This window comes from Amycolatopsis sp. CA-161197 (genome assembly GCF_050942255.1).
Classification (GTDB): Bacteria; Actinomycetota; Actinomycetes; order Mycobacteriales; family Pseudonocardiaceae; genus Amycolatopsis.
In genome coordinates, this window is sequence record NZ_CP192059.1 from 4,862,571 (window position 1) to 4,875,040 (window position 12,470).

A 12,470-nucleotide genomic window follows, 5' to 3' on the forward strand; every position below is an offset into this window, starting at 1 on the left:
CGCAGCGCGCGCATTCCCGCTAACCGGTACGGCCACGGCCGGTCACCCCGTCCGCATACACCTCGTCGAGCTGGTGCAACCGGATGCGCCGCAGCGCCTCCGAGAACGTGCAGGCGCCGTACCAGAACCAGCCGCAGGCGTCGCAGTGGCTGTGCCAGCGCCCGCACCGGGTGCAGTACCTGTTGCTCGCGTGGTGGTGGACTGTCATGACCGGACTTCTTCCCGAGGAACCTTCTTTGCCCCCCGCCTGGCCACCCAGTGTGGTACCCCGACCGGGTCGCCGTCGTCACGGCGAGCGGGAATTCCCGGGCCCGGCCAGTGGGTAGCTCACCTACCGGCTGGCCGGTACGCCTGCTCAGCCGGCCCGCCCGACCAGCGGGAACTCGGCGCGAAGCACCGTGCCGTCGCCGGGCGGGCTGTCGAGGAAGATCCGCCCGCCGAGCGCCTCTACACGGTCCTTCAGCCCGGCCAGCCCGGTGCCGCGGGCGAAGTCGGCGCCGCCCGCGCCGTCGTCGCGCACGGCGATGCGCAGCGCGTCGGCGCGGGTCTCGACGACGACGGTGATCGCGGTGGCCTGCGCGTGCTTGGCCGCGTTCGTGAGTGCCTCGGCGACGACGTAGTACGCGCCGACCTCGATCGGCTCCGGCAGCCGTCCGTCGGCGCGGACGTCGAGCTCGACGTTCTGCGGCGCGCGCCGGGCGAGGGCCTTGAGCGCGGGCACGAGCCCGAGCTCGGCCAGCAGCGCCGGGTGGATGCCGCGGGCCATCTCGCGCAGCTCGTCCAGCGCGTCGGACAGTCCGTCGGCGATGCGATCGAGCTCGCCGCGGGCCTCGAGGGCCTCGTCGGGGATCAGCGCCTGCACCGCGCGCACCTGGAGGGCGAGCGAGACGAGCTGCTGCTGGGCGCCGTCGTGCAGGTTGCGTTCGATGCGCCGGCGGGTCCGGTCGGCGGTGGCGACGATGCGCGCGCGGGAGGCCTGGAGCTCGGCGCGGGCCTCGGCGTTCTCGACCGCGGTGGCGACGAGCTCGGTGAAGCTGGCGATCTGCGCCTCGGTGTTGTCGGGGAAGCGCTCGGCGCTCTTCGTCGACGCCGCGATCACGCCCCACAGCCGGCCGGACACCGTGATCGGGCAGCCGACCGACGAGCGGATGCCCAGGCTGCGGGCTTCGCGCGCGATCGCGCCCGTCTCGCCGGCGAAGCTCGCGAGCCGCACCGGCCGCCCGGTGGCGCGCACGTCGCGCGCGACGCTGAGCCCGTCGAGCTCGATCTTCGTGCCGACGGCGAGGTGCACGGGCACGCGGCTCCACGCGGCGACACCCGTCACCGTGCCGTCCACTTCGTACCGTTCCATGCGGGCCAGGTCGGCGTCGCAGAGCAGGCCGACCTCCCGCGTCACGGCTTCGAAGACCTCCGGCGGCGACACCGATCTCGCGACGAGCGTCGCGACCCGGCGCAGGGCCGACTGCTCGGCGGTGAGGCGTTCGGAGATCAGGGCCGTGCGCTGCAGTTGCGCCGCGAGGGTCCCCACCACCACCGCGGTGATGAGGAAAACCCCCAGTGCGACCGCGTTCTGGGCGTCGACGAACTGCAGCGAAAACGGCGGCGGGGCGAACAGGACCGCGTAGACACCGACGCTCAGCAACGAGGTGCCCACGGCCAGCGCGGTTCCCCAGATCACGGCGACCGGCAGCACCACGACGAGGTACAACATCAGCAGGGACACGGAGTCCACATGCGGCTCGAGCAGCAGCGCCACACCCGTGACGACGGCGACCGCGACCACGGCGGCGAGCGCGCCGCTGGAGCGCCGCCGCATGCGCTCTCCGGTCCGGCGACGCTGCACCATCGTTTCGTCGGACACGCGCAACACCCGTCCCGAGAATAGGCGCCGCCCGCGCGGACAGCCAGCCCCCGGCCTCGGGGGAAAGTCCCGGTAGCGGGGGCGAGGGACTCCAGGTGGCAGGAATGCGGACCACAGCCGGTCGCGGCGATCCTGTGAGGACTCGAAAGCCATGGCGGTAGCCGGCATCGGGTCGTCAAGATGCCGCCCGCCCCCCGAGTTCTCCTCCGGATCGGAAGGTGGAAGCGTGATGCGCCAGCACGGCTTGCCCGACCGGGGACGCACGGCCGCCCTCCGCCGCGTCCCGGCCGGACCTCGGCAGCGGATGCGTTCGGGCCGGCTGCCGCGAGGCAGCGCCACGGCCGTGCTCGGTGCTCGGGGCCGCACGGATGCGGAGAGGACGAGCCATGCCTGAGCCGTTGTCCCGCTGGGGTTTGCAGCTCTTCGGCTGCCCGTGCTCGGTGTGCGGCCGCCCGGCCGAGCGCCTGTGGTTCCTCGCCGACAGCCGCGTCGTCTCGCACCCGGGCGGCGGGCCGCTGTGCCGGCTGGCGAACCCGCAGGCCGACGAAGACGTTTCGGCGCCGGCCGACCCGCGCGGGATGAGTGCGGCGTGACCGCGTACGCGGGCCCGCGGCGCTGGTGGTCGAGCGACCGGCTGCTGGGCTGGGACGACTTCGATCTGCGCGGCCAGGCGGCGCGGCTCGGACTCCCGGCCGGCTGGCTGCGCGACCGGGCCGAGCGCGGCTCGGGTGAAGGCTCGCCGCAATGCGCCGACTGCCGGGGAATCCCCGGCGGGCGGTGAAAACCGGGACGGACCACCGTCCCCATAGCTACCCGGCCGAGGTCGCGTGTCCCCCGCCCCGCGACTTCGGCCGGGTTCCCAATCCGTCGGCGGCGAGGCGGGTCCGCGACCCCGCGGACCTCACGGGCGCACCCAGGTCTCGTTGGGCACGACGGCGAGGTCTTCGAGGTTCAGCGGCTCGCCGGAGTCCGTGTGGGGCGCGACGCTGACGGGTTTTCCGGAGCCGCGCTCGACGATCCGCACCGGGCCGCCGTCGGGCTGCAGGTGCTTGTCGGCCCACTGCATCAGCGCCAGCACGACCGGGAAGAGATCGCGACCCCTCGGCGTGAGCACGTATTCGTCGCGCGGCCGCGCACCGGGTTCGCGGTAGGGCTGCTTCTCGAGCGCGCCGAGCTCCACGAGCTGCTTGAGCCGGGCGGCCGCGACGCTGGGGGAGAGGTCCGTGCGGTCGACGAACTCGTCGAAGCGCGTCGTGCCGTAGAAGGCCTCGCGCAGCACGAGCACGGTCGCGCGGGCGCCCACGACCTCGATCGCCTTGGTGATCGAGCAGTTCTCGGCCCGCCAGCCGCGCCGGTCGGTGACCGCGCCCTCCAGAGTCATCGCCATGCTGCGAGTCTACCCCTGAGTTGCGACTGTCGAAGTCAGCTGCGTAGAGTCTGACTTCGACAATCCGAACCCAGAGTGGGGGACCTCGATGCAGGCGGACTGGACTTACGCGACGGCCCTCGAACTGTCCGCCGCCCTGCGTGCGGGCAAGGTGAGCGCGGCCGGGCTGACGGAGGCGGCGATCGCGCGCATCGAGATGTACGACCCGGAGCTCAACGCGGTGTGCGTGCGCGACTTCGACCGGGCACGGGCGGCGGCGCGGGAAGCCGACGCGGCGCTGGCGCGCGGGGACGACCGGCCGCTGCTGGGGATTCCCGTGACCGTCAAGGAGTCGTTCAACGTCGCGGGCCTGCCGACCACGTGGGGGATCCCGCCGTTCAAGGACTTCGTCGCGACTGAGGACGCGCTGCCGGTCGCGCGGCTGAAGGCGGCGGGCGCCGTCGTGCTCGGGAAGACCAACGTCCCCTTGGGGCTCGGGGATCTGCAGACCTACAACGCGATCTACGGCACCACGAACAACCCGTGGGACCGCACGCGGACGCCGGGTGGTTCGTCCGGGGGCTCGGCCGCCGCGCTCGCCGCCGGGTTCGGCGCGCTGTCGATCGGGTCGGACATCGCGGGTTCACTGCGGGCCCCGGCGCATTTCACCGGGGTGTACGCGCACAAGGCGTCGCAGGGTGTGCTGCCCTCACGCGGGCACACCGCGCCGCCGAACCCGCCGCTGCCGTCCGAAAAGGACCTCACCGTCATCGGGCCGATGGCGCGCACCGCGAGCGACCTCGCGCTGCTGCTCGACCTGCTCGCCGAGCCGGATCCGCTCACGACGCCGCGTGGTGCGTCGGGGAAACTTCCGCCTTCGCGGCGCACGGCGCTGGCGGATTACCGCGTGCTCGTGGTCGAGGACCACCCGTTGATGCCGACGTCCGCGAGTGTGCGGGCCGGGATCCGGCGGGTCGCCGACGTGCTGACCCGTGCCGGCGCGCGGGTGGAGCACGACAGTCCGCTGCTGCCCGATCCGGTCGAGGCCGCGCGGACGTTCGTGCTGCTGTTCGACTCCGTCGTCGGCGCGAGCTGTCCGCCGCCGGTCTACGAGCAGTTCCGGCAGCGGGCCACTTCGGTGGCGCCCGATGATCACAGTCTCGCGGCGGAGCACCTGCGCGGCACGGTGATCAGCCACCGCGACTGGCTGGCCGCCGACGCGGTCCGCCAGCGGCACCGCCAGGCGTGGCGGGAGCTGTTCGAGGAGTTCGACGTCGTGCTGTGCCCGGCGATGCCGACTCCGGCGTTCCCGCACGACCACAGCGAAGACCAGTGGGGCCGGACGATTCCGGTCGACGGCGTGGCGCACCCGTACCCCGGCCAGCTCGTGTGGGCCGGGATCGCGTCGATGCCCGGGCTGCCGGCCACGGTCGCGCCGGTGGGGCTGTCCGACGAGGGGCTGCCCGTCGGTGTCCAGCTGGTGGGGCCGATGTTCGAGGACCACACCACGATCCACCTCGCGCGGCTGCTCGAAGGCGAGCTCGGCGGGTTCACCGCGCCACCGTGGGGTTGAACATCCCGGATTGACTTCGGTCGCCGGCGGTTTCTAGACTCGTTCCGGTGAGAACGATCGTTCTCGGAATGGAGCCGGTGGGCGTGACGATGCAGCAGGTCCGGGTCGAGCGGCTCGCCGAACACGATTACCTCGTCAGCGTCCCCAGCGGCGAGGACGAGGTCCTGATCCGGCTCAGGTCGGACAGCACGACGGTGTCCGAGCTGGAGTTCGGCGGGATCGAGGAGGAGCGGCTGGTGCGCGCGATCATGGCGTACCTGCTCGCGCGCCAGGACGCGGACGACCTGCCGGGCGAGCTCGACCTGGAGGACGTCGCGGCGGCGTACGACGATTTCGGCCCCGTCGTGCGCGGCTCGCTCACGGAGTGAGGACCAGGCGGCCGCGCAGGCCGCCGGTCCGGAACCGCGGGTAGGCGGCCGGGGCCTCGGCCAGCGCGACGGTGCCGGCGCGGCGCGCTTCGAGCACACCCTGCTCGGTGAGGGCGAGCATCCGCGTCAGAGCGGCGGCGTCGGGGAAGACGACCGCCGAGGTGACGTCGATGCCGCGTTCGGGTGCGGGTTCGCGACCCGGGAAGATGCCGACGTAGGAACCGTTGGCGCGCACCGGCTTCAATGCGGCCTCGTTGAGGAGGGCGGTGTCGAACACCGCGTCGACCTCGGGTGCCTGCGCCAGGTCCGTGATGATGTCGTGCGCTCCGGCGCGGGTGAGGAACCCGGCGTCCGACGCGCGAGCCAGGGCGACGACCGACCAGCCGTCCTGTGCGGCGAGGGCCACGGCGTAGCCCCCGACCGCACCGGCGGCGCCGGTGACCAGCAGCCGCCGTCCCGCCGCCGGGCCGAGGAGGGCGAGGAGCTGTGCCGCGGTCAGGGAGTTGCAGGGCACGGTGGCGGCGTCGAGGAGGTCGACACCGTCCGGCACCCGCGCGGCGTCCTGGGCCGGCACGAGCACGTACTCGGCGGCGGCACCCGCGACGGCGTGGGGCGCGTGCGGGAACTGCAGGGCCGCGACGCGGTCGCCCACGGCGAACCAGGTGACTCCGGGGCCGACTTCGTCCACGACCCCCGCCACGTCGAGCCCGAGCCCGACACCCGTGTGGCCGCTGTCGATCACGTGCAGGTCGGCCGGGTTCACCGCCGCGCCGGCCATCCGGATCCGCAGCTGCCCGTCCGTCGGGTGAGGGTCGGGCAGGTCCACGACCTCCGGCTCGCCCGGGCCGGTGAGGATGACCGCACGCATGACGTGGTCCTTTCTGGCGGCGTACACTCGACGTCGGCCGGAGCACCGCTCCGGTGCACTTCAAAGCTACGGAGCAGTGCTCCGCGACGTCAAGGCGGGAGAGCTCGCGTGACCGAAGCCACGCCGTCCGGGGTGCCGCACAACCGCGACCTCCTGCTGGCCGCCGCACGCGAGGCCTTCGCGGAACAGGGCACCGATGCGTCGCTGCGGGACGTCGCCCGCCGAGCCGGCGTCGGCATCGGCACGCTCTACCGGCACTTCCCGACCCGTGCGGCGCTGCTGGAGTCCCTTTTGGACAGCAACTTCGCCGCGTTGCGCACGCGGGCGGAGGCACTGGCGGACACTCCCGACCTCGCGGCACCCGACGCGTTGCTCACCTGGCTCGGCGAACTGGCGACCGGCGCGCGCACCTACCTGGGCCTGCCGGAGTCGATCATGGCGGCACTGGCGGACGAGGAGTCCGCGCTGCACGCCTCGTGCGCCGCGATGCGCTCGTCCGCCGGCCGGCTGCTCGCGCGCGCCCAGGACTCCGGCCGCGTCCGCGCCGACGTCACCGTCTACGAGGTCATCTCCCTGGCCCTCGGCCTCGCCTGGGCGGCCCAGCAACCCGGCGGCCCCGCGGACCTGATGGAACGCCTGCTCTCCACGGCCATGCACGGCCTCGCCGTGTCGAGCTGACCCGCGGCGGGCCGGCTCGGCCCACCTGCGCCGCGCCGCCAAGTCTTATGACCGGAGACGAGCCCCGTTCGATGAGCCGCTCCGGGTGGGCCGACCTGTGCCGAGGTCGTCCAGCGGTGGCGGACCTCCGCGGAGGGCCGGGAAGTTCTGCTGTCCGGAGAAGGGAAAGCCGCCGCGATGGGCTGGCGCGCCGCCCTCGCTCTCGACCTCAGGAAGCCGCCGCGGCTGCTCCCGCCGGTTGCGGACCTGCCGAAGTCCCGCGGCGCCTGGCCGGGGTCAGCGCGAACCGGCGGCCGGGGTGTAGCCGACGTCGATCGCGTTCGGCAGACCGGCCGGGTGGTGCTGGCCGGTGAGGACGGGGTCGAAGTCGGTGCGGCCGTTGAGGAAGCGCTGGAAGAAGGCCGTGACGTAGGCCGACGTGATGGCGCGCTGCCGGGGCTCCGTGAGCCGGGGCTGGTCCTGCTGCGGGCCGTCGGGGAACTGTGACCGGCAGGTGCCCGGGCGGGTGCCGGGGACGGCGTCGTCGTAGCTGCCGACCTGGTGGCCGCTCGGGGACCACTGGGTGTTGTAGTTGTCGTGGTTGCCGCCGGTGAGGGTGAAGCGGTAGATCGGGACCTGGTTGTGGCCGGAGTTGCTCGTGAAGTAACGGCCGGTGTTGACCTGGTCGCACGTGCCCCACATCTGGGCGAACGGCACCTGCGTCACGGCCTCGTCGTTCCAGTTGTCGGTGGGCGCGAGGGCGAACACCGCCTTCACGGTCACCCCCGCGGGCCAGTCGCCGTGGCGCTGGTCGGCGGCCTGCTGCATGACCCCGCCGCCGCCCATCGAGTGGCCGATGGTGCCGACGTCGTCCAGGTTCAGGTGGCCCTGGAAGCCCACGGCACGCGGCTTTCCGGTGGCCGGGTCGGTGAAGTGGCCGCGCAGCGGTCCCTGCCCGGTCGACGCCAGCTGCTGCCACAGGGCGAGCTGGGCGTTGAGCAGCGCCGCCCGCGCGTAGTAGACGGTCGGGGCCTGGCCGCCCGCCGTCGCGTTGATCCCGTTGGTGCCGATGGACACGACGACGAACCCGAGCCGCGCGAGCTGCCGCCCGAGGTAGTCGTAGCCGGCCTCGCTGGGCAGCGGCGGGACGCCGGGGGCGCACGGCCACGCCCACATCCGCGCGGACGTCTGCTCGACGATCGCGCTTTGCCGCGCCGCTTCCGCGTCGTCGCCGGCCTTTTGCGCCGCGGCCAGGGCGGCCTGGGCCGCGGCGTTGGCGTCGGTCGCGGCACGGTCGGCGCAGGTCTGCCACGAGCCGTGTTCGATCATGATCACCGGATGGGTGCCGAGCGCTAAGTCGGATGGGTAGTAGACGACGCCGTCGAGCTCGTTCTTGCCTTCGTAGCCGAGGTCCGCCGGTGGCGTGAACGCCTGGTCACCCAGGTCGTAGGCCACCGTCTCGACCCGGCGGGTGGCCGCCGGGTCCCCGGTCGCCACCGCCGTGCCGGATCCCGTCACGATCGCCGCGACGGCGAGCACCGTCGTCTTCATGATCAGCCGCATGGGCGGGGACGGTAACCGAAGATTGTCAGGAACCCGTTTGCCCGCCGGACCGCGCCCTCTGAGAACGACCATTCTCACCGTGTTGTACGTTCGGGTGGCTCCGGCCAGGTGGGCCGGTGGGCGAGGGGAGTGGCATGACCGGCTTGCTCTCGGGCGTTTCGAGCCCGGAAGACGTGCGGCGGCTGAGCTTCGAGGACCGCGTGGCGCTGTGCGGTGAGATTCGCGAGTTCCTGATCCGGACCGTGTCGGCGACCGGGGGCCACATCGGGCCCAACCTGGGCGTCGTCGAGCTCACTGTGGCGCTGCACGTGGTGTTCGACTCGCCGGCCGAGCCGATCCTGTTCGACACGGGGCACCAGACGTATGTCCACAAAGTCCTGACCGGGCGCCGGGCCGGCTTCGAGCGGTTGCGCCAGACCGGCGGGCTGTCCGGCTACGCCGCCCGTGCGGAGAGCGCGCACGACTGGATCGAGAACTCCCACGCGTCCACGGCGCTGTCCTACGCCGACGGCCTCGCGAAGGGCCTGGAACTGCGCGGCGAGACTCGGTGCGTGGTCGCGGTGACCGGCGACGGCGCGCTCACCGGCGGGATGACCTGGGAAGCGCTCAACAACATCGCCGCGGCCCGGCGGCCCGTGGTGATCGTGGTCAACGACAACGGCCGTTCGTACTCGCCCACCGCCGGCGCGCTGGCCGACCGGCTCGCCAAGCTGCGCCTGCAGCCGGGCTACGAACGCGTGCTGGACTCCGTGAAGGGGGCGCTGGAGAAGGCGCCGCTGGTGTACGACGTGCTGCACGGCGTGAAACGCGGCGTCAAGGATCTCCTGGCGCCGCAAGGGATGTTCGAGGATCTCGGGCTCAAGTACGTCGGCCCGGTCGACGGCCACGACCTCGCCGCCCTCGAACGCGCGTTCACGCTGGCGAAGAACTTCGGCGAGCCGGTGGTCGTGCACGCGGTCACGCGCAAAGGTCACGGCTACGCGCCGGCCGAAGACGACGACGTCGAGCAGATGCACGCTCCCGCAGCCTTCGACATCACCACCGGACGGCCGCTGGCCGCGAAAAAGCGCACGTGGACCTCGGTCTTCGCCGACGAGATCACCGCGCTGGGCGCCGAACGCGAGGACCTCGTCGCCATCACCGCCGCGATGCGCGAGCCGACGGGCCTGGGCAAGTTCGCGCGCGCGTTCCCCGAGCGCTTCCACGACGTCGGGATCGCCGAGCAGCACGCCGTGACCTCCGCGGCCGGCCTCGCTTCCGCCGGCGCGCACCCCGTGGTGGCGCTGTACTCGACGTTCCTCAACCGCGCGTTCGACCAGCTCCTCTTCGACGTGGCGCTGCACCGGCTGCCGGTCACGCTCGTGCTCGACCGCGCGGGCGTGACGGGCGCGGACGGGCCTTCGCACAACGGGGTGTGGGACTACGCGTTGCTGGGGATGGTGCCGGGGCTCGTGCAGGCGGCGCCGCGGGACGAACCGACGCTGCGAGCTGCGCTACGGGCGGCGGTGGCCCACGACGAGGGGCCGAGCGTCGTGCGGTTTCCCAAGTCTCCGCTGGTCGCCGGCGTGCCGGCGATCCGCCGCGAGGGCGACGTCGACGTCCTGTGGGAGTCCGGCGAAGGTGACGTCGATGTGCTCGTCGTCGCCATCGGCACCATGGCCACGGACGTTCTCGCCGCGGCTCCGGGAATCGCCGACGCCGGGTTCACGGTCCGCGTGGTCGATCCGCGGTGGGTGAAGCCGCTGCCCGCCGCACTCGTCTCCCTTGCTCGCGGTGCGGGATTGGTGGTCACCGCGGAGGACGGTGTGGTCGCCGGAGGAGTCGGCTCGCGGATCGGTCAGCAGCTCCACGCCGCCGGCGTCGACACCCCGGTCCGCGAAATCGGGGTGCCGGACGAGTTCCTCGCGCACGGCAAGCTCGACGACGTGCGGGCCCGCGTCGGCCTGTCCGCGCAGGCCGTCCGCACCCGGATCACCGAGTGGGGCGCCGCTCTCGCGGTGTCCACAGAGGAATCCACCGCACCGTCGGCCTGACGGCCGCGGCCGCCCGCGCTCAGGACTGGGCGCGGGCGGCGCCGCGGCGACGGGGGCCGGGCGTTTCGGCGCCGATGATGATCTCGGCTGTCCGGCGGGCTTCCGCGGCCGGGGTGGCGGTGCGCTGGACGGCGGCCGCCGAGACCGCGCCCTCCGCCAGCAAGTACACGGCGTTGCCGGCTTCGCGGGAGAAGCCGGCGTCGGTGACGATGCCGGACAGCAGCTTGCGGAACTCGCGCTGGTGGTGGTGCACCTCGGCGGCGACCGCCGGGGTCGTGGCCCCGAGCTCGCCGAACGCGTTCATCCACGGGCAGCCGCGGAAGTCGGCCTCGCAGAACCAGCGGTGCAGCCAGGTGAAGATCGCGGCCACGCGGGCGTGCGGCTCGTCGGCCTTGGCGACGAAGTCGGCGATGCTGCCCATCATGCGCTCGTGGCGCCGGCGCAGGAAGGCGACGACGAGGTCGTCCTTGCTGGGGTAGAGCTGGTAGATCCGCCGCAGCGGCAGGTTCGCCGCGGTCCGCAGCCGGTCCATGCCCACGGCCTGGATGCCCCGCGAGTAGAACACTTGCTCCGCGGCGTCGAGCAGCTGCTCGCGGACGGGGTCTCGGAGTTCCTCGGCGCTGGTCACGGCACCTCACGTAAGCGGACGTTGACGGTCGGAAAAGTGAACCCTAGACTACCACCACCGTGAGAATGAACGTTCTCACCGACGACGAGGACACCATGGACCGTCCCTCCGGGGTCGAAGCGGGCCGGGAGATCCGGGAAGCGCTGACCCGAGCCGCCGACACCGTGCTCACCTCCAGCCCCGACGGCACCGTGACCCGCACCGGCGAAGACCTGCTGCGACGGGCCCGGGCGCTGGCGGGCCGGCTGGTCGAGCGCGGGCTGACGGGCGCGACGGTCGGCCTGTCGTTCCGCAACAGCGCGGCCGCGCTCGAGGCGTTTCTCGCCACGGAGCTGGCCGGGGCCACGCGCCTGCCGGTCGAACCGTCCGCGGCGACAGCCGAAACCCGGGCGATCTTCGACGCCGGCGGCGCGCGGGCGGTGCTGACCGACGGCCACCACGACGACGTCCGCGACGATCCGACGGGCTGGACGAGCACGGCGCTCGGTGCCGCGACTCTGGTGCACCACGACGCTTCACCGGCACCGGGCCCCGAGTGGTTCGACCGGGTTTTCGTCCGCGCGGAACAGCCACTGGTCGTCTACCCGCGCGCGGTCCGCGGCGGCGAGCTCTTCGGCATCCCCACCAGCTACGCCAACTGGCGCGCCATCATCGACATCAACGTGGACCTCCACCGCGCCGGTGGCTACGGCCCGCCGCTCGCCGCCGGCGAGCGCTACCTGACCGTCGTCCAGCTGATGCACGCGACCGGCCTGGTCGGCAGTTTTCCGTTCCTGCACCTGGGTTTGCCCCAGGTTCTGCTGCCGCGGTTCTCCGCCGGCGCGATGGCCGAGGCGATCGAACGGCACCGGATCACGACGGTGTTCGCCGTTCCCGGAATGCTGAGCCGCGTCGCCGACGCGGTGGGCGACCCCGGCCGCCTGGCTTCGCTGCGCCGCGTCCTCTACGGCGGCGCGCCGGTGGAAACGGCCGAGCTCGCCCGTCTGTACCGCGTCTTCGGCGGCACCCTCTGCCAGCTCTACGGCCGCTACGAGGCCGGCTGGCCGCTCACCGTCCTCAGCCCCGACGACCACGGGCGGCTGCTCGCGGGCGACGAGCAGGTGGCCGGGACGTGCGGCCGCCCGATCCCCGCCGTCGACCTGCGGATCGTCGGCGGGGAAGTCCGCACCCGCAGCCCGATGGTTTCGCCCGCCTTCGCGGACGTGGACGGCTGGTGCCGGCTCGGCGACACCGCCGAGCTCACCGGCGCCGGTTACCTGCGGCTGACCGGCCGGCTCGACGGGATGATCAACACCGGCTCGTTCCACGTCTACCCGGACGAGGTGGAAGAGGTCGTTCTCACGCACCCGGCCGTCACCGCCGTCCGGGTGACCGGGGTCGCCGATCCGCGGTGGGGCGAGACGGTCGCCGCGTACGTCGTCACCACCGATCCGACGGTCGGCACGACGTTGCGCGAGTGGCTGCGCGATCGCCTCGCGCCGTACAAGGTCCCGACGGTGGTGCACGTCGTGGATCGCTTGCCACACCACTGATTTCCCCCGGATCCGGGGCCG

General features: G+C 72.9%; 13 protein-coding genes. 7 read left to right on the top strand and 6 right to left on the bottom strand.

The window, feature by feature from the left end; translation table 11 throughout:
- Positions 1–19 precede the first annotated feature (19 nt).
- Entirely contained in the window at positions 20–208 is a 189-nt protein-coding gene (locus ACQPXB_RS23095; RefSeq protein ID WP_366589059.1) for a hypothetical protein, read from the bottom strand.
- Positions 209–355: 147 nt separating this feature from the next.
- Positions 356–1,861, bottom strand: a complete 1,506-nt coding sequence (locus ACQPXB_RS23100; protein WP_366589061.1) for a sensor histidine kinase — start codon at positions 1,859–1,861, stop codon at positions 356–358.
- Between the two features lie 386 nt (positions 1,862–2,247).
- On the opposite strand from ACQPXB_RS23100, the gene ACQPXB_RS23105 reads away from it, so the two are divergent.
- Positions 2,248–2,454 carry a hypothetical protein gene (locus ACQPXB_RS23105; RefSeq protein ID WP_366589063.1) on the top strand — a complete coding sequence of 69 codons (207 nt, stop codon included), beginning with the start codon at positions 2,248–2,250 and terminating at the stop codon, positions 2,452–2,454.
- A complete protein-coding gene (locus tag ACQPXB_RS23110; protein ID WP_432855781.1) occupies positions 2,451–2,642 on the top strand; it encodes a hypothetical protein in 192 nt (63 codons plus the stop codon). Before ACQPXB_RS23105 ends, ACQPXB_RS23110 begins: the two co-directional genes overlap by 4 nt.
- 120 nt (positions 2,643–2,762) lie before the next feature.
- Here the strand turns inward: ACQPXB_RS23110 and ACQPXB_RS23115 are convergent, their stop codons facing one another.
- Positions 2,763–3,248: a winged helix-turn-helix transcriptional regulator gene (locus tag ACQPXB_RS23115; RefSeq protein ID WP_432855784.1), complete on the bottom strand. Its 486-nt coding sequence runs from the start codon at positions 3,246–3,248 to the stop codon at positions 2,763–2,765.
- Between the two features lie 88 nt (positions 3,249–3,336).
- Here ACQPXB_RS23115 and ACQPXB_RS23120 point away from each other — a divergent pair, with 88 nt between their 5' ends.
- On the top strand, positions 3,337–4,800 hold the full coding sequence (locus ACQPXB_RS23120) for an amidase (RefSeq protein WP_432855787.1): 1,464 nt from the start codon (positions 3,337–3,339) through the stop codon (positions 4,798–4,800).
- 47 nt (positions 4,801–4,847) lie between these two features.
- On the top strand, positions 4,848–5,168 hold the full coding sequence (locus tag ACQPXB_RS23125) for a hypothetical protein (protein ID WP_366589071.1): 321 nt from the start codon (positions 4,848–4,850) through the stop codon (positions 5,166–5,168).
- Here the strand turns inward: ACQPXB_RS23125 and ACQPXB_RS23130 are convergent.
- Positions 5,158–6,036: an alcohol dehydrogenase catalytic domain-containing protein gene (locus ACQPXB_RS23130; protein WP_432855790.1), complete on the bottom strand. Its 879-nt coding sequence runs from the start codon at positions 6,034–6,036 to the stop codon at positions 5,158–5,160. The genes ACQPXB_RS23125 and ACQPXB_RS23130 overlap by 11 nt on opposite strands.
- Before the next feature lie 108 nt (positions 6,037–6,144).
- On the opposite strand from ACQPXB_RS23130, the gene ACQPXB_RS23135 reads away from it, so the two are divergent.
- Complete coding sequence (locus ACQPXB_RS23135; protein WP_366589075.1) at positions 6,145–6,714, top strand: TetR/AcrR family transcriptional regulator; 570 nt, start codon at positions 6,145–6,147, stop codon at positions 6,712–6,714.
- Positions 6,715–6,990: 276 nt separating this feature from the next.
- On the opposite strand, the gene ACQPXB_RS23140 is transcribed toward ACQPXB_RS23135, so the two are convergent.
- Positions 6,991–8,256, bottom strand: a complete 1,266-nt coding sequence (locus tag ACQPXB_RS23140) for a hypothetical protein (RefSeq protein WP_432855794.1) — start codon at positions 8,254–8,256, stop codon at positions 6,991–6,993.
- Between the two features lie 134 nt (positions 8,257–8,390).
- On the opposite strand from ACQPXB_RS23140, the gene dxs reads away from it, so the two are divergent.
- Positions 8,391–10,289: a 1-deoxy-D-xylulose-5-phosphate synthase gene (dxs, locus tag ACQPXB_RS23145; RefSeq protein ID WP_432855797.1), complete on the top strand. Its 1,899-nt coding sequence runs from the start codon at positions 8,391–8,393 to the stop codon at positions 10,287–10,289.
- A gap of 19 nt (positions 10,290–10,308) precedes the next feature.
- Here the strand turns inward: dxs and ACQPXB_RS23150 are convergent, their stop codons facing one another.
- Complete coding sequence (locus ACQPXB_RS23150; RefSeq protein WP_366589082.1) at positions 10,309–10,917, bottom strand: TetR/AcrR family transcriptional regulator; 609 nt, start codon at positions 10,915–10,917, stop codon at positions 10,309–10,311.
- Positions 10,918–10,982: 65 nt separating this feature from the next.
- Here ACQPXB_RS23150 and ACQPXB_RS23155 point away from each other — a divergent pair, with 65 nt between their 5' ends.
- Positions 10,983–12,449 carry a class I adenylate-forming enzyme family protein gene (locus ACQPXB_RS23155; RefSeq protein WP_432855800.1) on the top strand — a complete coding sequence of 489 codons (1,467 nt, stop codon included), beginning with the start codon at positions 10,983–10,985 and terminating at the stop codon, positions 12,447–12,449.
- Positions 12,450–12,470 lie beyond the last annotated feature (21 nt).